23 protein-coding genes are annotated in these 23,951 nt (G+C 72.9%); 13 read left to right on the forward strand and 10 right to left on the reverse strand.

The window, feature by feature from the left end; all coding sequences use genetic code 11:
* Nucleotides 1-147 precede the first annotated feature (147 nt).
* Entirely contained in the window at nt 148-1,044 is an 897-nt protein-coding gene (locus tag ACWDEN_RS22445; RefSeq protein WP_351602996.1) for an RNA polymerase sigma factor SigF, read from the forward strand.
* 312 nt (nt 1,045-1,356) lie between these two features.
* Complete coding sequence (locus ACWDEN_RS22450) at nt 1,357-2,940, forward strand: RICIN domain-containing protein (RefSeq protein WP_450859958.1); 1,584 nt, start codon at nt 1,357-1,359, stop codon at nt 2,938-2,940.
* A 30-nt stretch (nt 2,941-2,970) separates the two neighbouring features.
* On the opposite strand, the gene hutI is transcribed toward ACWDEN_RS22450, so the two are convergent.
* Genes hutI through hutU form a run of 4 tightly spaced genes read right to left on the reverse strand, consistent with a single transcriptional unit; the run spans nt 2,971 to nt 8,394 of the window.
* Complete coding sequence (gene hutI / locus ACWDEN_RS22455) at nt 2,971-4,146, reverse strand: imidazolonepropionase (protein ID WP_351602993.1); 1,176 nt, start codon at nt 4,144-4,146, stop codon at nt 2,971-2,973.
* A 20-nt stretch (nt 4,147-4,166) separates the two neighbouring features.
* Nucleotides 4,167-5,525: a formimidoylglutamate deiminase gene (locus tag ACWDEN_RS22460; RefSeq protein WP_351603094.1), complete on the reverse strand. Its 1,359-nt coding sequence runs from the start codon at nt 5,523-5,525 to the stop codon at nt 4,167-4,169.
* On the reverse strand, nt 5,516-6,733 hold the full coding sequence (locus ACWDEN_RS22465) for an allantoate amidohydrolase (protein ID WP_450859959.1): 1,218 nt from the start codon (nt 6,731-6,733) through the stop codon (nt 5,516-5,518). The genes ACWDEN_RS22460 and ACWDEN_RS22465 overlap by 10 nt, the downstream gene beginning before the upstream one ends.
* Nucleotides 6,730-8,394: a urocanate hydratase gene (gene hutU / locus ACWDEN_RS22470; protein ID WP_351602991.1), complete on the reverse strand. Its 1,665-nt coding sequence runs from the start codon at nt 8,392-8,394 to the stop codon at nt 6,730-6,732. The genes ACWDEN_RS22465 and hutU overlap by 4 nt, the downstream gene beginning before the upstream one ends.
* A gap of 158 nt (nt 8,395-8,552) precedes the next feature.
* Between hutU and ACWDEN_RS22475 the strand changes: the two genes are divergently transcribed.
* The 5 genes from ACWDEN_RS22475 (at nt 8,553) to ACWDEN_RS22495 (ending at nt 12,270) form a co-directional block, all read left to right on the forward strand.
* The gene (locus tag ACWDEN_RS22475) at nt 8,553-9,944 is read left to right on the forward strand and encodes a diaminopimelate decarboxylase (RefSeq protein ID WP_450859960.1); all 1,392 of its coding nucleotides are present in this window, start codon (nt 8,553-8,555) and stop codon (nt 9,942-9,944) included.
* Nucleotides 9,945-10,123: 179 nt separating this feature from the next.
* Nucleotides 10,124-10,510 carry a hypothetical protein gene (locus tag ACWDEN_RS22480; protein ID WP_351602987.1) on the forward strand — a complete coding sequence of 129 codons (387 nt, stop codon included), beginning with the start codon at nt 10,124-10,126 and terminating at the stop codon, nt 10,508-10,510.
* Nucleotides 10,507-11,322: a transcriptional regulator gene (locus tag ACWDEN_RS22485; protein WP_450859961.1), complete on the forward strand. Its 816-nt coding sequence runs from the start codon at nt 10,507-10,509 to the stop codon at nt 11,320-11,322. Before ACWDEN_RS22480 ends, ACWDEN_RS22485 begins: the two co-directional genes overlap by 4 nt.
* A 31-nt stretch (nt 11,323-11,353) precedes the next feature.
* The gene (locus ACWDEN_RS22490; protein WP_450859962.1) at nt 11,354-11,875 is read left to right on the forward strand and encodes a roadblock/LC7 domain-containing protein; all 522 of its coding nucleotides are present in this window, start codon (nt 11,354-11,356) and stop codon (nt 11,873-11,875) included.
* A 20-nt stretch (nt 11,876-11,895) separates the two neighbouring features.
* On the forward strand, nt 11,896-12,270 hold the full coding sequence (locus ACWDEN_RS22495; protein ID WP_351602982.1) for a roadblock/LC7 domain-containing protein: 375 nt from the start codon (nt 11,896-11,898) through the stop codon (nt 12,268-12,270).
* Here ACWDEN_RS22495 and ACWDEN_RS22500 read toward each other — a convergent pair.
* From ACWDEN_RS22500 to ACWDEN_RS22510, 3 genes are all read right to left on the reverse strand, one after another.
* Nucleotides 12,267-12,851, reverse strand: a complete 585-nt coding sequence (locus ACWDEN_RS22500; RefSeq protein ID WP_450859963.1) for a hypothetical protein — start codon at nt 12,849-12,851, stop codon at nt 12,267-12,269. The two genes, ACWDEN_RS22495 and ACWDEN_RS22500, sit on opposite strands and share 4 nt — an antisense overlap.
* 92 nt (nt 12,852-12,943) lie before the next feature.
* A complete protein-coding gene (locus tag ACWDEN_RS22505; RefSeq protein WP_351602980.1) occupies nt 12,944-13,849 on the reverse strand; it encodes a MurR/RpiR family transcriptional regulator in 906 nt (301 codons plus the stop codon).
* Entirely contained in the window at nt 13,846-15,372 is a 1,527-nt protein-coding gene (locus ACWDEN_RS22510; protein WP_450859964.1) for an aromatic amino acid ammonia-lyase, read from the reverse strand. The genes ACWDEN_RS22505 and ACWDEN_RS22510 overlap by 4 nt, the downstream gene beginning before the upstream one ends.
* 251 nt (nt 15,373-15,623) lie before the next feature.
* On the opposite strand from ACWDEN_RS22510, the gene ACWDEN_RS22515 reads away from it, so the two are divergent.
* Nucleotides 15,624-16,046 carry a hypothetical protein gene (locus tag ACWDEN_RS22515; protein ID WP_351602976.1) on the forward strand — a complete coding sequence of 141 codons (423 nt, stop codon included), beginning with the start codon at nt 15,624-15,626 and terminating at the stop codon, nt 16,044-16,046.
* Between the two features lie 4 nt (nt 16,047-16,050).
* Here the strand turns inward: ACWDEN_RS22515 and ACWDEN_RS22520 are convergent, their stop codons facing one another.
* The gene (locus tag ACWDEN_RS22520) at nt 16,051-16,812 is read right to left on the reverse strand and encodes an SDR family oxidoreductase (RefSeq protein WP_450859965.1); all 762 of its coding nucleotides are present in this window, start codon (nt 16,810-16,812) and stop codon (nt 16,051-16,053) included.
* 147 nt (nt 16,813-16,959) lie between these two features.
* Between ACWDEN_RS22520 and ACWDEN_RS22525 the strand changes: the two genes are divergently transcribed.
* Nucleotides 16,960-17,826: a helix-turn-helix transcriptional regulator gene (locus tag ACWDEN_RS22525; RefSeq protein WP_450859966.1), complete on the forward strand. Its 867-nt coding sequence runs from the start codon at nt 16,960-16,962 to the stop codon at nt 17,824-17,826.
* Nucleotides 17,827-18,200: 374 nt separating this feature from the next.
* Here ACWDEN_RS22525 and ACWDEN_RS22530 read toward each other — a convergent pair whose 3' ends face one another.
* The gene (locus tag ACWDEN_RS22530) at nt 18,201-19,592 is read right to left on the reverse strand and encodes a cystathionine beta-synthase (protein ID WP_228624605.1); all 1,392 of its coding nucleotides are present in this window, start codon (nt 19,590-19,592) and stop codon (nt 18,201-18,203) included.
* A gap of 159 nt (nt 19,593-19,751) precedes the next feature.
* Between ACWDEN_RS22530 and ACWDEN_RS22535 the strand changes: the two genes are divergently transcribed.
* The 3 genes from ACWDEN_RS22535 (at nt 19,752) to ACWDEN_RS22545 (ending at nt 23,247) form a co-directional block, all read left to right on the forward strand.
* On the forward strand, nt 19,752-20,771 hold the full coding sequence (locus ACWDEN_RS22535) for an SGNH/GDSL hydrolase family protein (RefSeq protein WP_351602970.1): 1,020 nt from the start codon (nt 19,752-19,754) through the stop codon (nt 20,769-20,771).
* Nucleotides 20,772-20,945: 174 nt separating this feature from the next.
* Nucleotides 20,946-22,166, forward strand: coding sequence for an acetyl-CoA C-acetyltransferase (locus tag ACWDEN_RS22540; RefSeq protein WP_351602968.1), 1,221 nt, complete (start codon nt 20,946-20,948; stop codon nt 22,164-22,166).
* A 289-nt stretch (nt 22,167-22,455) separates the two neighbouring features.
* A complete protein-coding gene (locus tag ACWDEN_RS22545; protein WP_351602966.1) occupies nt 22,456-23,247 on the forward strand; it encodes a hypothetical protein in 792 nt (263 codons plus the stop codon).
* A gap of 38 nt (nt 23,248-23,285) precedes the next feature.
* Here ACWDEN_RS22545 and ACWDEN_RS22550 read toward each other — a convergent pair whose 3' ends face one another.
* Entirely contained in the window at nt 23,286-23,597 is a 312-nt protein-coding gene (locus ACWDEN_RS22550; RefSeq protein WP_351602964.1) for a hypothetical protein, read from the reverse strand.
* A 99-nt stretch (nt 23,598-23,696) separates the two neighbouring features.
* Here ACWDEN_RS22550 and ACWDEN_RS22555 point away from each other — a divergent pair, with 99 nt between their 5' ends.
* Nucleotides 23,697-23,927, forward strand: coding sequence for a DUF4287 domain-containing protein (locus ACWDEN_RS22555; RefSeq protein WP_020940491.1), 231 nt, complete (start codon nt 23,697-23,699; stop codon nt 23,925-23,927).
* Nucleotides 23,928-23,951 lie beyond the last annotated feature (24 nt).

Genomic DNA, 23,951 nt, shown 5'->3' on the forward strand with positions numbered 1-23,951 from the left:
CACAACAGAACGCACTTGCGATCGCCTCCGTCGAACGGGTAGGGCTAGTAGGAACATCTTTCGCTACACGCCGGCTTTGGAGGCGCCGCACACCGCAGTGCACGTATTGGCATCGGCAGCCATATGCCGAGAACGATGGAGGACACCATGTCACCCCGGCTCGACGCATCGCATACCCCGATCGCGACGTCGACACCCCCACCGGAACAACTGGATCATCCCATCGACCCCCTCGACCCCTTCGAGGGACTCCCGGAGATCCCCCCGTACGACGAGATCGGCCCGGTCGACGCGCGGGCCCTGTCCAAGACCCTGTTCGAGCGCCTGGAGTCGCTGGAGGAGGGGACGCACGAGTATGCGTACGTCCGCAACACCCTCGTCGAGCTCAACCTCGCGCTCGTCAAGTTCGCCGCCTCCCGCTTCCGCTCCCGCAGCGAGCCGATGGAGGACATCATCCAGGTCGGCACCATCGGCCTGATCAAGGCGATCGACCGCTTCGAACTCGCCCGCGGAGTGGAATTCCCCACCTTCGCGATGCCGACGATCATCGGCGAGATCAAGCGTTTCTTCCGCGACACCTCGTGGTCCGTGCGCGTTCCGCGCAGGCTGCAGGAGCTGCGCCTGGACCTGGCCAAGGCCGGGGACGAGCTGGCCCAGCGGCTGGACCGGGCCCCGACCGTCCCGGAGCTGGCCGAGAAGCTCGGCATCTCCAACGACGAGGTCGTCGAGGGCATGGCCGCCTCGAACGCCTACACCGCCTCCTCGCTGGACGCCCAGCCGGAGGAGGACGAGACGGAGGGGGCGCTCGCGGACCGCATAGGGTACGAGGACCACGGCCTGGAGGGCATCGAGTACGTCGAGTCCCTCAAGCCGCTCATCGCCGAACTCCCGCAACGGGACCGGAAGATCCTCGCCCTGCGGTTCGTGGCGAACATGACCCAGTCGGAGATCGGCGAGGAACTCGGCATCTCCCAGATGCACGTGTCCCGGCTGCTGTCCCGGACCCTGGTACGGCTGCGCAAGGGTCTGACGGTCGAGGAGTGACCTCCGCGTCCGCTGCGGTGACGCCTTGACGGCGGTCCGGCCACCCGTGCCGGGCCGCCGCGGCGTTCCCGTCGCCGGGCCCACCTCTCCGGTTGGCGCGGGTATCCACGAATCCGCCCGCCACACCGGATTCCTGGCACCCCTTCGGGCCAACTGCCCCCGTGATCCCAACCGTTATGCTGTTACCCGCGGAAACCTCTTTCCCCGGCCGTCCCCCTCGACCACTATGGCCCCCCGAACTGGCTACTGGCCGGTATGTCAGGCCCGGGACCGCAACGGCGCGGTTCCCGGTGGTACGAGGAGGCTGGACACATGGCTGAGGGGGACGGGGCCGGAGCGGGCGGAACCGAGGCGGGTGGCACCGGTCCGGGCGTCACCGGGACCGGCGGTGAGTACGAGGCCGCGCCGGACGCCCGGCTGGCCGAACTGCTCCGCTCCCCCACGGCGACGGCGTACCCCGCCCTGCAGGAACTGCGCCGCCGGCACCACCCGGCGGTCCTGGCCTACGCCCGGCTGTGCGCCGCGGGCGAGTCCGCCGCCCGCCGGCTGGCGGCCGAGGTGTTCACCACGGCGGCCCGCGAGACGGCCCGCGGTGTCGACCCGGCCGTACCGCTGCGCCACCGGCTGCTGCTGCTCGCCGCACGGCTGGCGGCCGGCTGGGCGCGCGACGAGCGCTCCGCCGGCGTGGACCCCGGGCTGCTGCTCGTGCTGAACGCCTCCGGCCTGCCCGAGGGCCCCACCCCGCCCCTGCTCCCGGCGTTCCGCTCGCTGCCCTCCCGTATCCAGGGCCTGATCTGGTACGGCGTGCTGGAGGCGGAGCCGCAGGCCAGCACCGCCGCCTTCCTCGGCCTGAGCGGCGTCGACGTGGCTTACGGCACCCCGCAGGCCCTCAAGGCCCTGGCCCAGGCCTGCCTCCGCGACCGGCTCGCCGCCTCCGACGACCCGCGCTGCGCCGACTTCCGCCGGCTGATCGAGGAGGCGGTACGGCCGGACGGCCCGCGCCGCAGCCCCGACCTGGACGCCCACATGGCCCGCTGCCCGCACTGCACGGCCGCCTTCGAGGATCTGCGGGCCCTGCGGGACGCGCCCCGGCAGACCCTGGCGGAGGGCCTGCTGCCGTGGAGCGGAACGGCCTACATACGCGCCGGGGAGCCCCCGGCCGCCCCCGGCCCCGCCGCCGTACGTCCGTCCTGGCCGCCCCGGAGGCGCCTCCTGCTGGCCTCGGCGGCCCTGGGCGTGGCCCTGACCCCGCTCCTGGTGTTCGCCCTCACCCCGGCCCACACCGACGACCAGCAGCCGACGGCCGCGACGCCCACGCCGCCACCGGTGACGGTGACGGCCACGGTCTCCGTCACCCCGTCCCCGTCGCCCTCCCCCACGAGCTCCCCCTCCGCCGGGTCCCCTTCCCCCACGCCGAGTCCGTCCCGCCCGGCCACGCACCCGCCGCGCACCCGGAAGCCCACCGCCACGCCGACGCCGTCGTTCGCACCGCCCGGCACCCTCTTCGCCCAGGTGGTGAACCTGGCGACGGGCCGCTGCCTGGACATCCGCGACGGCGATCTGTCGCAGGGCAACGACGTCATCACGGCCCCCTGCTCCTCCGCCGACACCCAGCGCTGGAGGTTCGACACCTATCTGGGCGTACTGCGCTCCGGAGCCGACGACACCTTCTGCCTGGACAGCCGGGGCTCGACCGACCGCGGCCTGGGCATCTGGACCTGCGACTCGGTCTACGGCGGCAACGGCGACAACCTCCGCTTCACCATCGACCCCGGCGGCACGATCCGCCCGGACATCGCCATCGAGACGGCGGTGACCCCGGACGGCGGATACGGCGTGTCCCTGCAGCCCCTGGACGACAGCGCGGAGCAGCGGTGGCGGGCGGGGGCGCGGTGAACCGGGCCGCCGCCCACAGGCGATCCCCGCTCAGACCACCCGAGCTCCGCGCCGCCACACCCCGCTGACCAGGGGCACGCCCGGCCGGTAGGCGAGGTGGACGTGGCTGGGGGCGTCCAGGAGGGTGAGGTCGGCACGGGCGCCGGGGGCGAGGCGGCCGATGTCGGTGCGGCGCAGGGCCGCCGCGCCGCCCGCCGTGGCCGACCAGACCGCCTCGTCCGGGGTCATCCGCATGTCGCGCACGGCCAGGGCGATGCAGAAGGGGACCGAGGAGGTGAAGGACGAGCCCGGGTTGCAGTCCGTGGACAGGGCCACCGTCACGCCCGCGTCCAGCAGGCGGCGGGCGTCCGGCCACTCGGCGCGGGTGGAGAACTCGGCGCCGGGGAGCAGGGTGGCCACGGTGCTGCCGTTCGCCAGGGCGTCCACGTCCGCGTCCGTGAGGTGGGTGCAGTGGTCGGCACTGGCCGCGTCCAGTTCTACGGCCAGCTGGACGCCGGGGCCGTAGGAGAGCTGGTTGGCGTGGATGCGGGGGTGGAGGCCCTTGGCCTTGCCCGCGGTGAGGATCGCGCGGGCCTGGTCGCCGTCGAAGGCGCCCTTCTCGCAGAACACGTCGATCCAGCGGGCGTGCGGCGCGCAGGCGTCCAGCATCTCGCCGGTGACCAGGGCGACATAGGCCGCCGGGTCCTCGGCGTAGTCGGGCGGGACGACGTGCGCGCCGAGGTACGTCACCTCGTCGGTGTGCCGGGCCGCGAGGCGCAGCGCGCGGTACTCGTCCTCGACGGTCAGGCCGTAGCCCGACTTGGTCTCGAACGTCGTCGTGCCCTGGCGCAGAGCCTCGTCGAGGTAACGGGTGAGGTTGGCCTCCAGTTCCGCGTCGCTCGCCGCCCGGGTGGCCGCGACGGTGGTGCGGATGCCGCCCGCCGTGTAGGAGCGGCCGGACATGCGGGCGTTGAACTCCTGCGTGCGGTCTCCGGCGAAGACCAGGTGCGAGTGGGAGTCCACGAAGCCCGGCAGCACCGCCCGGCCGCCCGCGTCGACCCGATTGTCAGTGGCGGGTGCTTTGCTGGATTCACCGGTCCACGCGACGGTGTCGCCTTCGATGACGACGGCCGCGTCCTGGATCAGGCCGAGGGGGGAGCCGTCACCGAGGGAGGGGTCGTTGGTGACCAGCGTGGCGATGTTGGTGATGACGGTGCTGCTGCTCATGGTGTCCTCGTGGGTGGTGGTCAGGAGCGGAGGGCTTCGACTGCCCGCGCGAGGGCCTGTGGCACATCGGGGACGAGCGTGTGCGCCCCGTCCCGTACGACATGCCGACCGCCGACGACCGTATGCCGTACGTCCGCTGCCGTCGCGGCGAATACGGCCGTCTCGGCGCCCAGCCTGGGCAGCGGGCCCGCTGTCCTGACCGAGTCCAGGGCGATCGTCGTGAAGTCGGCGAGCGCGCCGGGTTCGAGGGTGCCGGCCTCGTCCCAGCCGAGGGCGGCATGGCCGTCGGCGGTGGCGGCCCGCAGCAGGGCGGCCGCCGTCCAGTGCCCCCGGGTGCGGGTGCGCAGCCGCTCGTTCAGCTCCATCGCGCGCGCCTCTTCGAGCAGGTCGATGACGGCGTGGCTGTCGGAGCCGAGGGAGAGCGGGGAGCCGGCCCGCTGCAGGGCGACGGCCGGGCCGATGCCGTCGGCCAGGTCCCGCTCGGTCGTCGGGCACATGCAGGTACCGGTGCCCGAGCCGCCGAGCAGGGCGATGTCCTCGTCGGTGAGATGGGTGTTGTGCACACCGGTGGTGCGCGGCCCGAGGACGCCGTGGTCGGCGAGCAGCCGGGTGGGCGTGCAGCCGTGCGCGGCGAGGCAGGCGTCGTTCTCGGCGGTCTGCTCCGACAGGTGCACATGCAGCGGGGCCCGCCGCTGCTCGGCCCACCCCGCCACGGTCGCCAACTGCCCTGCCGGCACGGCCCGTACGGAGTGAATCGCCGCCCCGATCCGCGCGTGATCCCGCTCCTTGAGAACTGCACAGCGTTCGGCCCAGGCCTCCGCGCTGCCGTCGGAGAACCGCAGCTGGTGGGGGTTGGGCGGCTCGCCACTGTGCTTGTTCACGATGGCGGAGGACAGGTAACAGGTGTCGAGGAGGGTGATCCGGATGCCGGCCTCGGCGGCGGCGGCGACCAGCGCCTCCCCCATGGCGTTGGGGTCGGCGTAGGAGGTGCCGCCGGGCGCGTGGTGCACGTAGTGGAACTCGCCGACGCAGGTGACGCCGGCCAGGGCCATCTCGGCGTACACCGCGCGCGCCAGGGCGTGGTAGGTGTCCGGGGTCAGGTGGTCGGCGACGGAGTACATCACCTCGCGCCAGGTCCAGAAGGTGCCGGAGCCGACCTGGACGGTGCCGCGCAGCGCCCGGTGGAAGGCGTGGCTGTGGGCGTTGGCGAGCCCCGGCAGGGTGAGCCCGCGCAGCACCTCGGCGCCGGGCGGCGGAGCGGGCGTCCCGGTGCGGACGGCACTGATCCGGCCGTCCTCGGTGTCGAGGGCCACGCCCGGCTCGACGTTCGTGCCGAGCCAGGCGTGCTCCAACCAGTAGGTCCGCTTGGTCACCTGCAGGCCAGCCCTTCCAGTACGTCGGCGAGCGCGCGCACCCCGGCCACGCAGTCGTCCTCGGCGGCGAACTCGGCCGGGGAGTGCGAGACACCGGTGGGGTTGCGCACGAACAGCATGGCGGTCGGAATGCTGCCGGAGAGGATTCCGGCGTCGTGTCCCGCCCCGGTCCCGAGGACGGGCACCTTCAGGCCGGTGTCCTTGCCCAGGATGCGGGCGAGTTCGTCGCGCAGGGCGTGGTCGAACTCGACGACCGGGGTGAAGGACTCCCGGACCACGTCCAGGTCGATGCCGTGGGCGTCCGCGTACTCCCGGGCGGCCTTCTCGATCCCGCCCACCACGGTGTCCAGGGTGTCCTGGTCGGCGGCGCGGGAGTCGAGCCAGCCGCGCACGAGGGAGGGGATCGCGTTGACCCCGTTGGGCTCCACGGCGATCTTGCCGAAGGTGGCGACGGCACCGGCGAGTTCGGCCTCGCGGCGGGCGGCGAGCACGGTCTCGGCGTAGGACAGCATCGGGTCGTGGCGGTCGGCCAGCCGGGTGGTGCCGGCGTGGTTGGCCTCGCCCCGGAAGTCGAACCTCCAGCGGCCGTGCGGCCAGATGGCACTGGCGATGCCGACCCGGTCGCCGGACAGGTCCAGCGCACGCCCCTGCTCGACGTGCAGCTCGACGAAGGCGCCGATCCGGGCCAGCCGCTCCGGGTCGGCCCCGATGTCCTCGGGGTCGTACCCGGCGGCCTCCATGGCCTGCGGGAGGCTGATCCCGTCGGCGTCGGTGAGCCGGTGGGCCTGCTCGGCGCTCAGCTGTCCGGCGGTGAGCCGCGAGCCGACACAGGCGAGCCCGAACCGGGCGCCTTCCTCGTCACCGAAGTTGACGACGGCCAGGGGCTTCGCGAACCGCAGGTTCCTGCTCCGCAGCTCGTCGAGGGCCGCGAAGGAGGACACCACACCGAGAGGGCCGTCGAAGGCACCACCGTCGGGTACGGAGTCCAGGTGGGAGCCGGTGACGACGGCGTCCCCGGCAGCGGGGTCACCGAACCAGGCCCACTGGTTGCCGTTCCGGTCCACCTCGTACGTCAGCCCGCGCGCCCCGGCCTGCTCCTTGAACCAGGCCCGGCAGTCGGCATCGGCACCGGTCCAGGCGTAGCGCCGGTAGCCGCCGGAGGCGGAGCTGCGGCCGATCGGCAGCAGCTCCGCCCACATGCTGTGGAAACTCACGCGTCGTCACCCTCGCGCATGGGCACCCGGACACCGCGCTCCCCGGCCACCGACTCCGCGATGTCGTACCCGGCGTCCACGTGCCGGATGACACCCATGCCCGGGTCGTTCGTCAGCACCCGGCGAATCTTCTCGCCACCCAGCTTCGTGCCGTCGGCCACGGTCACCTGCCCGGCGTGAATGGACCGGCCCATGCCCACGCCGCCACCGTGGTGGATGGACACCCACGACGCGCCGGAGGCCACGTTCACCATGGCGTTCAGCAGCGGCCAGTCGGCGATCGCGTCGGACCCGTCGAGCATGGCCTCGGTCTCGCGGTACGGCGAGGCCACCGAGCCGCAGTCCAGGTGGTCGCGGCCGATCGCCAGCGGAGCGGCGAGCTCGCCGGAGGCCACCATGTCGTTGAAGCGCTCGCCGGCCTTGTCGCGCTCGCCGTAGCCGAGCCAGCAGATGCGCGCGGGCAGACCCTGGAAGTGGACGCGCTCGCCGGCCATCTTGATCCAGCGGGCCAGGGACTCGTTCTCCGGGAACAGCTCCAGGATCGCCTTGTCGGTCTTGGCGATGTCGGCGGGGTCACCGGACAGGGCCGCCCAGCGGAAGGGGCCCTTGCCCTCGCAGAACAGCGGCCGGATGTAGGCGGGGACGAAGCCGGGGAAGGCGAACGCCCGGGCGTAGCCGGCCAGTTGGGCCTCGCCGCGGATGGAGTTGCCGTAGTCGAAGACCTCGGCGCCGGCGTCCATGAAGCCGACCATGGCCTCCACGTGCTTCGCCATGGACTCGCGGGCCCGGGTGGTGAAGCCCGCCGGGTCCTTCGCCGCCTCGGACGCCATGTCCTCGAAGGCCACACCCACCGGCAGGTAGGACAGCGGGTCGTGGGCGGAGGTCTGGTCGGTGACGATGTCGATGGGGGCGTTCATCGCGAGCAGCTGCGGGACCAGCTCGGCCGCGTTGCCGAGGACGCCGATGGACAGCGGCTTGCGCTGGTCGCGGGCCTCCACCGCCAGCTGGAGCGCGTGGTCGAGGGAGTCGGCCCTGACGTCCAGGTACCGGTGCTCGATGCGGCGCTCGATGGCGCGCGGGTCGCAGTCGATGCAGATCGCGACGCCGTCGTTCATCGTCACGGCGAGGGGCTGGGCGCCGCCCATGCCGCCGAGGCCGGCGGTCAGGGTGATGGTCCCGGCGAGGGTGCCCTCGAACTTCTTCGCGGCGACGGCGGCGAAGGTCTCGTAGGTGCCCTGGAGGATGCCCTGGGTGCCGATGTAGATCCAGGAGCCGGCGGTCATCTGGCCGTACATGGTCAGGCCGAGGGCCTCCAGGCGGCGGAACTCCTCCCAGTTGGCCCAGTCGCCGACCAGGTTGGAGTTGGCGATGAGGACGCGCGGGGCCCACTCGTGGGTCTGCATCACGCCGACCGGGCGGCCGGACTGGACCAGCATGGTCTCGTCCTGCTTGAGGGTCTTCAGGGTGCGGACCATGGCGTCGAAGGAGCGCCAGTCACGGGCGGCCTTGCCGGTGCCGCCGTAGACGACGAGCTTGTCGGGGTGCTCCGCGACCTCCGGGTCGAGATTGTTCTGCAGCATGCGCAGGGCGGCTTCCTGCTGCCATCCCAGGGCGCTCAGTTCCGTGCCGCGCGGTGCTCGTACGGGGCGGGGTCCCGACATCGTCTGCCTCCTCCTGTTGCCATGTCTATTCACATCCTGTCGCTCTGAATAGACCTAGTCAATACATCGGGGCGACCCCGTCCGCACGCCGTCGGTGTTTGGCTGGATGTACGCGAGACGGACACGCGGGGACACGAGGGGACACGAGGGGAGAGGCCGTGGAGCGGGACCTCGAAGTGGAGCGGGACCTCGGAAGGGAGGCCCTGAAGCGCGCCGCGCGGCGGGACGAGGCGGTGCGGGCCGCCGTGGAGCAGGGGCTGCTGGGGCCGGACGCGGCCGTGGCCGGGCTGCTGGACGTGACCGGGATCCGGGAGTCCGCGGCGGCCCTGCGGGCGGCGTTCGACGCGGTCGTGCCGCCCGGGACTCCGGTGCTGCACGCCTTCGCGGTGAAGGCGACCCCGCTGGTGCCCGTACTGCGGCTGCTGCACGAGGCGGGCATCGGCGCGGAGGTGGCGAGCCCGGGCGAGCTGGCGCTGGCGCGGGCGGCCGGGGTGCCGGCGGCCCGGACCGTGCTGGACTCGCCCGCCAAGACCCCGGCGGAGCTGCGCGAGGCACTGGCGCTGGGCATCGCGGTGAACGCCGACAACCCGCAGGAGCTGGACCGCCTGGACGCCCTGGTGCGGTCCGCACCCACCGGCTCCCCGCTGGGCATCCGGGTGAACCCGCAGGTCGGCGGCGGCACGATCGGGGCGACCTCGACGGCGACGGCGACCTCCAAGTTCGGGGTGGCACTGCGCGACGAGGGGGCGCGCGAGTGGGTCGTACGCGCGTATCTGGACCGGCCGTGGCTGACCCGGCTGCACGCGCACACCGGCTCGCAGGGCATCCCTGTGGCACTGCTGGCGCGGGGCGTGGCGGAGACGTACGCGCTCGCGGAGGAGATCAACGAGCGGGCGGGGCGGCGGCAGATCGACACCCTCGACATCGGCGGCGGACTGCCGGTGAACTTCTCGGCCGAGGCGACGGCACCCTCCTACGCGCACTACGCCCGGTTGCTGGCCGAGCGGGTGCCGGGGCTGTTCGACGGGCGGTACGGGCTGGTGACCGAGTTCGGCCGGTCACTGCTGGCCAAGCACGGGACGGTGGTGGCCCGGGTGGAGTACGCCAAGAGCGCGGGCGGGCGGCGGATCGCGGTGACGCACGCCGGCGTGCAGGTGGCGACGCGGACCGTGTACGCGCCGGAGGCGTGGCCGCTGCGGATCGCCGCCTACGACGCCAAGGGGCGGCCGAAGCCGGGACCGGAGGTGGTGCAGGACGTGGCCGGGCCGGCCTGCTTCTCGGGCGACCTGCTGGCGGAGGGGCGCGCGCTGCCGCTGCTGGAGCAGGGCGACTACGCGGCCGCGCTCGACACGGGCGCGTACTACTTCGCCCACCACTACGCCTACAACTCCCTTGTCCGGCCGGGCATTTACGGCTTCGCACCGGACGGCTCGGCGGGCGTCGCCTTCGCGACCGTACGGGAGCCGCAGACCATCGCGGAGGTGGTGACGGAGTCCGGCGGAGCGCACCCGGACGCGCTCACCACCCTGGGGACCCCGGGAAGCCGTTGACGCACCCCCGGCGCCCTCGAACAAATGGAGCAACTCTCCTGACACAGTGGCCAGTTGACCCACACTAGTACGCCGGACGCATGTTCCACCGGAAAATGCCAAAGGCTCCACCTTCCCCGCGCACGGTGCGTAGTGTCGCTGTCACTCAGCCGGAGAACCAGGCGGGAGGGGAGCCACCGGTGCCCGGAATCGACGAGTGCCTGCTGGAAGCGATGCGATTGCCCGGTGCCCGGGGAGCGGCACTGGTGGACTGGACGAGCGGACTGGCCCTCGGCACGGTCGGCGAGGCGCCCGGCGGCGACCACGAGACGACCGCCGCCGAGGCCGCCGAACTGGCCCGGATGGCCGCCGAGCACGGCGCCTTCGCGGCCCGGACCGACGACGGGCACCCACCCGTCGAGGACGTGATCGTCAGCAACCGCGACAGCTACCACCTGCTGAGATTCGTGGACACGTCCTTCGACAGCAGCGTCTTCCTGCACCTGTGGCTCGACCGCGAGGAGGGCAACCTCGCGCTCGCCCGGATCCGGCTCGGCGAGATGGCGGCCCGGCTGGTGCTGGGATGACCGTGGTGCAGATACCTCCGCCCCCGCTGCCGGTGCGGGACAAGTCGGCCACGCGGGCGCTGTCACCGATGCTGACCCGGCTCGCCGAGGAGCGGGCCACCGGCGTCCTGGTCCGCGAGCACGGCACCCTGTACCTCGCCGAGGGCCGGGTGGTGCACGCCGAGAGCCCCTTCGCCCCCGGTCTCGACGTGCTCCTCACGGCCCACGGCACCCTCGCCGCCACCGCCTGGCAGCGGGCCGCAGACCGGACCTCCGGCCCGCTGCACGCCGCCGAACTCCTGCTGGACTCCGGGCTGTTGCCCGCGGGCGCGCTGGAGCTGTGCCATCTGGACGCCCTCTACGACGCCGGGTACTTCGCACTGGCCCCGAGCAGCGCCCCGGGCCGCTTCCGCTACGACAGCGCGCCCCGGACCGGCCCGCTGCCCTCGGTCCCGGTCGTCGCCCTGGAACGCGAGACGCTGCGCCGCCGGCTGCTGCTGCACCGGCTGTGGCCCGACCCGGCCGCCGACAGCGCCCCGCTGATCCGTGCGGACCCGGCGGGAGCACGCACCGCCGCCGCGCCGGTCACGCCCCGGCAGCGGGCGGTCCTGGACCGCGTGGACGGCGTCCGCACGGCCCCCGGGATCGCCCGGAACCTGGGCCGGCAGGCCTTCCACACGCTGGTCGACGTACGCCGGCTCGTGGCCGCCGGCCATGTCGCACCCCGGCCGGCAGCGCCCGCACCGCCGCCCGCACCGCCGCCCCCACCCCCGGTCACCGACCCCGACATCGCGCTGCTGAAGAGGCTCAGGGATGCGCTGGAGGCACTTTGAACGGCACCGCCCCGCCGAGAGGAGAGAGCTGATGGCGTCCGAGGAGGACCTCGAGGCCGTCGTGGACGAACTGCACCGGCTGCGCAACCGGGTCCCGCAGCTCACCGGCGCCCTGGCGGCCGGCGTCGACGGTCTCGTCGTCGCCCACGACGCGCCCGGTGTCGACCCGGAGGGCCTGGCGGCCCTCACCGCCGCGGCACTCGGCGTCGCCGTACGGGTCGCCGACGCCACCGGCAACGGCGGCTTCCGGGAGCTGCTGGTGCGCGGCGAGCACGGCTATGTCGCCACCTACGCGGCCGGCCGCACCGCCGTACTCACCCTGCTCGCCGAGGGCCGGGTCAACGTCGGCCGGCTGCATCTGGAGGGCCGCCGCGCCGGAGCCCGCATCGGGGAGCTGCTCGACGCCGCCGACGCCGCCGCCCGGGAGGCCGGCCGGCGCGGACGGCCGCTGGGCGCCGCCGGCACCGCACCCCCGGCCCGTACCCGCACGACCCGCACACCCCGCACGCCCCGCGCCACGAGCGCCGACGCGCGCACCGCAACCGACAGTTGAACCGTCAGAGAGGATCCACCATGGCCAACACCGAGACCGCGCTGAAGGAAGCCCTCACCTCCATCGAGGGCGCCACCGGGGTCGCGCTCGTCGACTACACCAGCGGGATGGCGCTGGGCACGATCGGCGGCAGCAAGACCTTCGACCTGAACGTGGCCGCCGCGGGCAACACCGACGTGGTCCGCGCCAAGATGCGCGCGATGGAGATGCTGGGCCTCAAGGGCGAGATCGAGGACATCCTGATCACGCTGTCCGACCAGTACCACATGATCCGCCTGCTCAAGGGCCGCGGCGGCAACGGCCTGTTCCTGTACCTGGTCCTGGACGCCGGCCGGGCCAACCTGGCGATGGCGCGGCACCAGCTCAAGAAGATCGAATCGGAGCTCGAGGTCTAGACCAGTGCGCCGGTGCGGCGGCGGGCCCCGCCCGGGGCCGCGTCGCCGGCCGCGATGCCCGTACCGCGCAGGCCCTTGACGGCCTTGCCCGCCGGGCTGCCGCCGCGCCGGTCGAGCCAGTCCACACGCACCCACAGCAGCGTGTCCTCGGCGCGTTCGCGGCGCCCGATCCAGGCGGCCTTCAGCCGCAGCCCGGCGCCGAGCCCGGCCAGCAGCATGCCGCCGGCCGCGGGCACCGCGAAGGCCGAGCCGAGCGCCACGGCGAAGGCCGCCAGCAGCCACCAGCGGTGGCCCCGGCGCCAGTTGCGCACGGTCACCGCCCGGTCCTGCAGCACGTCGTACTTGCCCGCGCGGGCCGCGCCCCGGGCGAGGGCGCCGTACCGGCCCCGCCGCACCAGTGCCACGACCGCCGCGCCGACGAGGAACAGCGCCGCCCCGGCGAGCACCCCGGTCCGGCGCCCGGTCAGCCCGGACGGCAGCACCCCGAACCCCGCGGCGAACACCCCGAACCACCACAGCGGTGCGGCCCCCGCCCGTACGACGACGGCCACCCGGGCCAGCCCCTGTCCTCCGCGCGCCACGTCAGCCTCCCGTGTCACGTGTCCGCAAAGCGTTTTGAGTCTTGGGGGGAAGCTAGCGGGCGAACGTGAGACGAATCTGAGAGCGCGCAGGCCTATTCGACGAAGAGCCCGCGGGACGCCGCCGTGGCGTCGAACTCCTCCAGCCGGGCCTGCGCCTCGGGCAGGTCGTCGCAGAGCGCCTCCAGCAGCACCCGTCCGAGCAGCATCGGCGCGCACGCGGTGTCGAAGGCGAGCCCCGTGCCGACGGCTGCGGGCAGCAGCAGGTCGGAGTACTTGGCGACCGGCGCGAACGCGGAGTCGGCGACCGTGACCGTCGTCAGGCCGACGTCCTTGGCGTAGGCGAGGGTGTCGACGACCTCGCGCGGATGCCGGGGCAGCGCGAAGCACAGCAGCGCGGAGGCGCCCGCGCGGACGGCCGCGTCGATACGGTCCTGGATCATGGTGCCGCCCTCGTTGAGCAGCCGGACGTCCGGGTGGACCTTGGCGGCGAAGTAGGCGAAGCCGTACGCCTGGGAGGCGGCGGCGCGCAGGCCGAGCACGGGCAGCGGGCGGGAGGCGGCCAGGATCCGCCCGGCCCGCTGCACCGGGCGCGGGTCGGCGAGCAGGTCGGCGAGGTGCCTGAGGTTCTCGATCTCGGCCTCGACGGCCTGCTGGTACTCGTTGAAGGCGCCCGCCTCGGCGGCCGGTTCGGCGGGGACGACCTCGCGCAGGTGCTTGCGCAGCGCCGGATAGCCGTCGAAGCCGAGCGCCACGGCGAACCGGGTGACCGACGGCTGGCTGACCCCGGCCAGTTCGGCGAGCTCCACGCTGGACAGGAAGGGCACGTCGGCGGCCCGCCGGACCATGCTGTGCGCGATCCGGCGCTGGGTCGGCGTGAGCCGGTGGCCCTCGAACAGCGCCTGGAGCCGGTTCGCGGGGCTGTCCGTGACACCGGGGACACCGGGGGCCGTACCGGACGGGACACTCTCCGTCGCGTCAGCACTCCTGTCCACGCTCATGACGTGCTCCCCCTCCAGATGTCCGTGAACCGGTCGAGCAGTGCGGCCGCCTCCGTCACGTCGTCCGTGAGCGGCCGGTCGGCCGGATCGGCGTCCAGGACCGACTCGGCGAGCGCGAACGCCCGGCCGGCCGGCAGCCCCGGGTCGGGCCGCAGGTCGCGCTGGCGCAGCGCACGGACGGCGGCGACGAGCTCGCAGCCGACCACCAGACGATACGCAGCGCACGCGCGCAGGGTCTGCCGCGCGGCGAGCGAGGCGAAGCTGGCCTGTTCCTCGACGCCCCGGGAGAGTACAGCGTGGCCGAGCGAGGCGGGCGCGGAGAAGGCCCGCAGATCGCCGAGGGCCGCTCCGGCCGCGTACTCCAGGATCATCACGCCGGAGGAGGCCGGCTCGTGGTCGGCGAGGAAGGGGCGCAGCCGCGTGTAGGCGGGCTCGTTGAGCGTGGACAGGCGGGAGGTGGACAGCCGGGCCACCTGGGTCAGTGCGAGCCTGAAGTGGTCGAGGGCGAGAGCCAGTTGGGCCTGGTAGAAGCCGCCGTGGTGGTAGGCGGCCTGGTCCTCGGGGGCGATGAGCGGGTTCTCGGCGGCCGCGTTGATCTCCACGGTCAGCACCTGCTCCAGGGCGTCGGCCGCGTCGTGCGCCGGGCCGTGGATCTGGGGCAGGCAGCGGAAGCCGTAGGGGTCCTGGATCCGGCCGAGCGGCGGGGTCGGCCGGTCGGCGGCACCGATCAGCTCCCGCATCCGCCGGGCCACCTCGGTGCTGCCCCGGTGCGGGCGGGCGGCGTGCACGGGGGCGGCGTACGCCTCGTGGGAGCCGTCGACGGCGATGAGGGACAGGGCCGCGACGACCTGGGTGGCGCCGACGAGCCCGCGCAGCTCGTGCAGGGCCAGCGCGGACTGGCCGAGAGTGAGGGCGTTGCTGCTGATCAGGGCGAGGGCGTCGTTGTTGTCTAGGGGTTGGGCGGCGGGGCCGCGGGCGCCGCGCCAGGGGTGTTCCCCGGCGAGCGCGAGCCCGACCTGGGCGAGGGCGGCTATGTCGCCGGTGCCGACGGAGCCGAACTCGTTGACGACCGGGTACGCGCCGCTCTCCAGGGCCTCGCACAGGGCGGTGACCACGCCGGGCCTGAGGCCCGCGCCGCCGGCCAGCAGCTGGTTGGCGCGGACGGCGAGCATGGCGCGCACCTGGCGGGCGGGGAGCTCCTCGCCGATGGCGCCGGCGTGGCTGCGCAGCAGGCGCAGGCCGTGGCCGGCGGCGGCCTCGGTGGGCACGTCCTCGTTCCGGTTGGCGCCCACGCCGGTGGAGCGGCCGTAGACGCGCCCGGTGGCGGCGATCTGCCGGGCGGCGTTCCAGGAGTGCTCCGCGCGCCGCAGCGCGTCGGCCTCGGGGACGGGACGCGCGGCGCCGTCGGCGAGCCGCACGACGTCCTCGACGCCGAGCCCGGCCCCGTCCAGGACCACGGGCGCGGACCGCCCGGACGGCAGGGACGGCACGGACACCGGTGCGTCCACGATGCGAGACGACATCAAGCCCAGACTCCCCTCGACCCGGACACCTGTTCTCGCCCTTACCTCACGTCGACGAGCTATTCACACACCAAGAACTCTGCATGATGTTATGCAGCCGGGCAAGGGACATCTCATGATCCGGTTCGACGACCTCCGATGACGTGGCGAACGCCCACGCCGGGCAGCACGGCCCGGTGAGGTGGCCGGGTGTCCGAAGAGGGGGGCTGTCCCCAGTGCGGAAGGTCTGAGCGCTGCCTAACGTATCCGTCATGACCGGAACGGACGGGCGGGACACCGACCTGAGAAAAGAACTCGACGCCACCCTCCAGACCCGCAGGGAACTGGGCGAGGAGTACGAGTCGGCGCTGGTCGACTCCTTCCTGGAGAAAGTCGACCAGCGCATCGACGGCGCGGTCGAGCGGCGGTTGAGGCGGACACTGGCCGAGCAGCGGATGCAGGTGGCGCGCGGCAGCCGCACCGGGGACGGCGCGGACTCCTGGGCCGAGCGGTTCGGCCTGGCCGTCATCTCGCTGGTGCTGGCGATCCCGCTGTCGGCGATCGGCGCCTACAGCGTCGGCCTGTCCGGCCTGCTGATCTCCTGGGGCGGCATCGTCGGCGTCAACCTCGTCCAGGCCGCCCGCACCAATCCGGACCTGCTCAGGGGCCGCCGCCGCGCCTCCGAAGAGGACTGACCCCTCACGCCTGCCGGGTCGGCAGGACCATGATCTGGCGGAGGTTGACGTGCCGGGGCCGGCTGGTGGCGTAGGCGACGACATCGGCGACCTCGGCCGCCGACAGGCTGCCGATCGCGTCGAGCATGCCGTCCAGCTGGCCGGACAGTTCCGCGCTGTCGATGTGTGTCGCCAGCTCGGTCTCCGTCAGCCCCGGCTCGATGTTCGTCACCCGCACGTCGAGCGGCCCCAACTCGGAGCGCAGGTTGTTCGAGAGATGGGTGACGGCCGCCTTGGTCGCCCCGTACACCGCGTAGTTGGGGAAGGTGAGGTGGGCGCCGATGGAGGAGACGTTGACGAGGTCGGCGGTACGGCCCTCGCCGGCGGCGCCCACCAGGTCGGCGGTGAAGGCGCGGATGATCCGCAGCGCTCCGGTGACGTTGGTGTCGAGCATCCGCTGCCACTCGTCGAGCCGGCCGTCGGCGACGGGGTTCGGGAGCATCACTCCGGCGTTGTTCACGACGAGGTCGACGGTGCCGAAGGTCTCGTGCACCAGATCCCGGGCGGCCGTCACGGACGCGTCGTCGGTGACGTCGGCGGTCACGGCGAGCGCCTCGCCCCCGCCGGCCCGGATCTTGTCCACCAGTTCCTGAAGCCGGTCCGCGCGCCGGGCGAGCAGCGCCACCCGGGCGCCCTCGGCGGCGAGTTGCAGCGCGACGGCCTCGCCGATGCCGCTGGCGGCTCCGGTGACGACGGCGGTACGGCCGGACAGGTTCTCGTACGACATGGGTGTTCCCCCTGGTGATGGGCGCCGGGGCGGCTCCCCGGCGGCCGGCACCAGCCTTGCCGCCTCCGCCGGCCGTACCCAGGGCTGGGCTTTTCCTGGGTCTGCCAGTACCAGGTTGGCGACCGGCCGCTCCCCTACGATCGAGGTATGGACGGGGACTGGCTGGAAGGGGAAGTCGGCGACTTCCTGCGCTCGCGACGTGCACGGATCCAGCCCGAGGAGGTGGGGCTGCCCAGCCACGGGCGGCGCCGCGTACCGGGCCTGCGCCGCGAGGAGGTGGCCCAGCTCGCGGGGGTCAGCGTCGACTACTACATCCGGCTGGAACAGGGCCGGGGCACGAGCGTGAGCGACGCGGTGCTGGACGCGATCGCGCGGGTGCTGCGGCTGGACGAGACCGAGCAGGCGTACCTGCGGACGGTGGCGCGCCCGCAGCACCGGCAGCACGGGCGGCAGGGGCAGCGGGCGGTCCCGCCCCGCATCCGTCCGGGCATCCAGGTCCTGCTCGACGGCATGGAGCGCAACCCGGCCTTCGTGCTCGACCCCCGGATGAACGTCGTGGCCTGGAACGCGATCGCCGACGCGCTGAGCGGCTTCGGCCGCATGACACCGGGGGAACGGAGCGTGCCCCGGCAGGTCTTCCTCTCCCCGGACGGCCGGAACCTCTACCCCGAGTGGGCGGCGGTGGCCGCGCAGACGGTGGCCCATCTGCGGGTGCTGTCGGGCCGGTACGCCGACGACCCCGAGCTGTGCGCGCTGGTCGGCGAACTGTCCCTGAAGAGCGAGGACTTCCGCCGCCTGTGGGCCGACCACGAGGTCAGGGAGTGCGCGTACGGCGTGAAGCAGGTACGACACCCGGTGGCGGGCCTGCTGACCCTGCCGTACGAGACGCTCACGATGCCGGCGGCCCCGGACCGGACGATCGTGGTGTACACCCCCGAACCGGGCTCGGAGACGGCCGAACGCCTTGCATTGCTGGGCAGTTGGAAAGCCGCGACGGCCGCAACCGCTCATTGAGGAACCACGACGGCGGGCAACCACCTCCGCGAGAGCGGCGCCGGCTCAGGCGCAAAAGGGGTGTGCGCGGGGACCGCCGCACCCCCGTTGCCGGGGGGCGGGACGACGGCGGTCCCCGCGAAGGACGCGGGCCGGGTCAGGGCCGGACTTCTCGCGTCCGTGGCGTCCATGGAGGTCCGGGAGCCGCTCCGGAGGTCCTAGGCGCCGTTCGGCGCCGGCCGGGGAGGGGAGCCGCTCCCGCCCCCGCCGACACCCACCAATGTGCCGGACCCGTGTTAAGCCGGTGCTGCGCGCACGTGACGCGCTCGTACCACTTCCGCGAACCCCGCACCGCCCGAGCCACGCCAGTGAACCCCCAGTTCACCGGGGGTTCGCTACTGCTTCCCGCCCTTGGCGAGGAAGGCCAGCAGGTCCTGCCGGCTGACCACGCCGGTGGGCTTGCCCTCGACCAGGACGATCGCCGCGTCGGCCGAGCCGAGCACGCTCATCAGGTCACCGACCGGCTCGCCGGAGCCGACCTGGGGCAGCGGGGCGGACATGTGCTTCTCCAGCGGGTCCTCCAGGGAGGCGCGCTTGGAGAACAGGGCGTCCAGCAGCTCCCGTTCCACCACGGACCCGACGACCTCGGCGGCCATCACGTCCGGGTGACCGGCGCCCGGCTTGACGACCGGCATCTGCGAGACGCCGTACTCGCGCAGCACCTCGATGGCCTGGCCGACGGTCTCCTCCGGGTGCATGTGCACGAGGGAGGGGATGGTGCCGGCCGCCTTGTCGTTCAGGACGTCACCGACGCGGGCGCTCGGGCCCTCGTCCTCCAGGAAGCCGTAGTCGGCCATCCACTCGTCGTTGAAGATCTTGCTGAGGTAGCCGCGGCCGCTGTCCGGAAGCAGTACGACCACGACGTCGTCGGGCCCGAGCCGCTCGGCGACCCGCAGCGCCGCGACGACGGCCATACCGCAGGAGCCGCCCACCAGCAGGCCCTCCTCCTTGGCGAGCCGGCGGGTCATCTGGAAGGAGTCCTTGTCGGACACGGCGACGATCTCGTCCGCGACGGTGCGGTCGTAGGCGGTCGGCCAGAAGTCCTCGCCCACGCCCTCGACCAGGTACGGCCGCCCGGACCCGCCGGAGTACACCGAGCCCTCGGGGTCGGCGCCGACGACCTTGACGCGGCCGTCACTCACGTCCTTCAGATACCGGCCGGTGCCGGAGATGGTGCCTCCCGTGCCCACGCCCGCCACGAAGTGGGTGATCTTCCCCTCGGTCTGCTCCCACAGCTCGGGACCGGTCGAGTGATAGTGCGAGAGCGGGTTGTTGGGGTTGGAGTACTGGTCCGGCTTCCAGGCGCCCGGGGTCTCGCGGACGAGCCGGTCGGAGACGTTGTAGTAGGAGTCCGGGTGTTCCGGAGCGACGGCGGTCGGGCACACGACGACCTCGGCGCCGTAGGCCCGCAGCACGTTGATCTTGTCGGTGGAGACCTTGTCGGGGCACACGAAGATGCACTTGTACCCCTTCTGCTGAGCCACGATGGCCAGGCCCACACCGGTGTTGCCGCTGGTCGGCTCGACGATCGTGCCGCCCGGCTTGAGCTCGCCGCTCTGCTCGGCGGCCTCGATCATGCGCAGGGCGATGCGGTCCTTCACGGAACCGCCCGGGTTGAAGTACTCCACCTTGGCCAGCACGGTGGCCTGGATGCCCTCGGTCACGTTGTTGAGCCGCACCAGCGGGGTGTTGCCGACGAGGCTGATCATCGAGTCGTGGAATTGCACCGTTGTCTCCGGTTGCTGCAAAAGATGTGGTCTTAGTGGTGCCGCCAGCCTAAGGCCAGCTGTGTGGCCGGGGCGGCCGTTCACTCCCCGTTGAGATTGACGCACGGTCCGTACGGGGCAAGGAGTGGGTGAACGGCTACGAGGAGGTGGCGGCGACGCATGACGAGCATGTCGAGGGCGAGGGTGGCCCGGCGGATCGCGGCCGGAGCGGCGTACGGCGGTGGCGGGGTCGGGCTGGTCGGGGCGGCCGCGGTCGGCCTGCTGCTCGCGGAGGTACGGCTGGCCCGGCGCCATGTGGGCAACCACAGCGGCGGCCGCGTTCCCATGGCCGACGGCGTGTACGGCCACACCTACGACGTCCCCGGCGAACCGCCCCTCCGCCTGACCATGCTCGGCGACTCCACGGCGGCCGGCCAGGGCGTGCACCGGTCGGGCCAGACGCCGGGCGCGCTGCTGGCGTCGGGGCTGGCGGCGGTGGCGGAACGCCCGGTGGAGCTGCGGAACGTGGCGCAGCCGGGGGCCCGGTCCGACGACCTGGACCGCCAGGTGGCGCTGGTGCTGTCGGGGGCGTCGCCCGTCCCGGACGTCTGCGTGATCATGATCGGTGCGAACGACGTGACCCACCGGATGCCGCCGACCCGTTCGGTACGGCATCTGTCGGCGGCGGTACGACGGCTGCGCACGGCCGGTGCGGAGGTGGTCGTCGGCACCTGTCCCGACCTCGGCACCATCGAGCCGGTGCAGCAGCCGCTGCGCTGGCTCGCCCGGCGGGCCTCGCGGCAGCTGGCGGCGGCGCAGACGATCGGGGCGGTGCAGCAGGGGGGACGGACGGTGTCGCTGGGCGACCTGCTGGGACCGGAGTTCGAGGCGAACCCGCGGGAGCTGTTCGGGCCGGACAACTACCACCCCTCGGCCGAGGGGTACGCGACGGCGGCCATGGCGGTGTTGCCGACGGTGTGCGCGGCGCTGGGCCTGTGGCCGGCGGAGGAGGAACGGCCGGACGTGTCGCGGCGCGAGGGCTTCCTGCCGGTCGCTCGCGCGGCTGCCGAGGCGGCGTCGGAGGCGGGTACCGAGGTCACGGCGGCGATGCCGACGGGGCCGCGGGGACCGTGGGCGCTGCTGAAGCGGAGGCGGCGGCGCCGCGTACCGGAGGCCGAGCCCGCCCGCCCGTCCCTGTGACCTGGGCGGCGACCGGGCCCGCCCGCGCATGACCGGCCGAGTCACGGGAGGCAAAAGCAAGCGCTTAGTAAACTGCGGCCAGTGTCACACCCCGACACCGGTGACCTGGACCATACGTAGCGGTAACTTCCCAACCGGCCCTGCCCGTACAAAACCCCGTTCACTGGAGCCGTGATGCCCGAAGCCGTCATCGTCTCGACCGCCCGCTCCCCCATCGGCCGCGCCGTCAAGGGCTCCCTGAAGGACCTGCGCCCCGACGACCTGACCGCCACGATCATCCAGGCCGCCCTCGCCAAGATCCCCGAGCTGGACCCGAGGGACATCGACGACCTGATGCTCGGCTGCGGCCTCCCCGGCGGCGAGCAGGGCCACAACCTGGGCCGTGTCGTCGCCGTGCAGATGGGCATGGACCACCTGCCGGGCTGCACCATCACCCGCTACTGCTCCTCGTCCCTGCAGACCTCCCGCATGGCCCTGCACGCCATCAAGGCCGGTGAGGGCGACGTCTTCATCTCGGCCGGTGTCGAGACGGTCTCCCGCTTCGTCAAGGGCAGCTCCGACGGTCTGCCGGACACCCACAACCCGCTGTTCGCCGAGGCCGAGGCCCGCACCGAGGCGGTCGCCCAGCAGGAGGGGACGACCTGGCACGACCCGCGCGAGGACGGCCTGCTGCCCGACCCGTACATCGCGATGGGCCAGACCGCCGAGAACCTGGCCCGCGCCAAGGGCATCACCCGCCAGGACATGGACGAGTTCGGCGTCCGCTCGCAGAACCTGGCCGAGCAGGCCATCAAGAACGGCTTCTGGGAGCGCGAGATCACCCCGGTGACCCTCCCCGACGGCACGGTCGTCAGCAAGGACGACGGCCCGCGCGCCGGCGTCACCCTGGAGGGCGTCGCCGGCCTGAAGCCGGTCTTCCGCCCGGACGGGCTCGTCACCGCCGGCAACTGCTGCCCGCTCAACGACGGCGCCGCCGCCGTCGTCATCATGAGCGACACCAAGGCCCGTGAGCTGGGCCTGACCCCGCTCGCCCGGATCGTGTCCACCGGCGTCTCCGGCCTCTCCCCCGAGATCATGGGCCTCGGCCCGGTCGAGGCGAGCAAGCAGGCGCTGCGGCGCGCCGGTCTCACCATCGACGACATCGACCTGGTCGAGATCAACGAGGCCTTCGCCGCCCAGGTGATCCCCTCCTACCGGGACCTCGGCATCGACATCGACAGGCTGAACGTCAACGGCGGCGCCATCGCCGTCGGCCACCCCTTCGGCATGACCGGCGCCCGGATCACCGGCACGCTCATCAACTCCCTGCAGTGGCACGACAAGCAGTTCGGCCTGGAGACCATGTGCGTCGGCGGCGGCCAGGGCATGGCGATGGTCATCGAGCGCCTCAGCTGATCTGATGCACCGTCCGTGACGGGACAGGCACGTCACGTCAGGAAACGGCCCGGAACCGAGGAAACCCCAAGGTTCTGGGCCTTTTCGTGATCCAATTTCCCCCAGGATGTGACCTATCTCGCCCCCTGGACACATCGGTGCAGGTCAGCGTGGGTCGTCGCGGTACGCGAGGACGCCGCGAACCCAAAGTCCTGTCCGTTTCGTGACGTTACGCACTGACAGCTCGATAGTCCGCCCTTCAAGCTGATGTAGGAAAGTCGGGGGTCGACTTTGAACCGGGAGTACGTCAGTGAGCGCCATGCCGATCGCCCTGCTGCTCACCACGGCCGCCACCGGCGCCGTGGGCGTCGCCGTCCTGCGCACCGTTCTGAAGCTGCGCCGCCAGCTGGCGGAGCTGCAGACCCAGCTCGCCGAGAACCAGTCGGCCGCCATGCGCGCGCTGCTGCCGAACGCCCGCAGCGGCGCGGAGGCCGACCAGATACGCGCCGCCGTGGCCGAGGCGCTCGCCGAGGAGCGGGAGCGGGAGCTGGCCGAGGCACGTGCCTTCTGGGCCGCACAGGAGGCCCGTGACGCCTCCGACGCCCCGACCCTCCTCGGCCTGCCCGACACCGAGGTGTTCCTGCCCCGGCAGACCGACTTCGCCGGCCTGGAGCCGGTGTCCGAGCCGACCGCCGACGCCGACGAGTTCGCCGGGGAGTCCCCGGAACTGGCCGCGGCCCGCCGCCGTCACCCCTCGCACCCCGACTTCGTCCCGGTGCAGTCGCCGGGGGTGAACGACCACGAGCGCACCGTGACCACGCTGGAGCAGCTGGCCGCCGACCGCGTCGAGCTCTCCGACGTCCGCCCGGGCCCGCTCGGCACCCTCGACGTCTACGTCTTCGCCGACGGCACCACCCTGTGCATGACCCCGGGCCACCGCGAGACCGCCGAGCGCCTGGCGGCAGCGGTGGAGGCGGGCGAGGCCCCGTACCTGCTGGGCGGGTCCGGCATCTCCGGCGCCTACACCCTGACCTTCGCCTACGGCGAGGACGGCACGAACATGGTCTACATCCTGGCCGACAGGGTCATCGCGTCGCTCTGAGGGCGTGGACGGGGCGAGGACAGCGCCCCTCGGGCGCCTCAGACCCCCGCCCTCTGACGCGCCTCCTCAACCACCCGCACCGCTTCGGCCACTTCGTCGTCACTCCGCAGCACCACCGCCAAGTCATGCGCGGCCACGAGAATCTGATCGGCCACGGCGAACATCCCGGCGTCCGGCATCTGCCGGGGCTCGCTCCCGGGCTCCTCGACGGCCTGGGCCCGCCGGGCCAACTCCCTGGCCAGCTCGAGAGCCTCGGCCGCGGCACCCCGCTGAAGCCGGCTCTGCGGCGCCGCGCGCAACCTGTCGGCGAAGTGATCCACTGCTCGGGTCAAGGGCGTCGTATCAACCACGCGCCGAGCGTAACGTGCCGCACTGTTGCCAATACGCGAACGCTCAGGCACCGTGACGTGAAGGACCGGCTTACATCCCCTTTGCGTTCGGAGGCGCCGATGTCCCAGCTCTTCTCGGAGGAGACCCACCGCAATCTGCTCGCCCGCATTCCCCACTGCACCGGTCGCGAGGTTTCCGACTGGCTGCGCACCGTTGAAGAAGGCCCCGCCCTGTTCCGCTTCGAGGAGAAGGTCAGCTGGCTCCGGCACGAGTACGACCTCGCGTACGGACACGCGAAGGCGATCGTCCACGAGTACGACCTGAGGAGGGCGGCACGCAAGCTGCTCTAGCCGCCGCAGACGGCGAGCAGACGG

Source organism: Streptomyces sp. NPDC001153 (genome assembly GCF_053598315.1).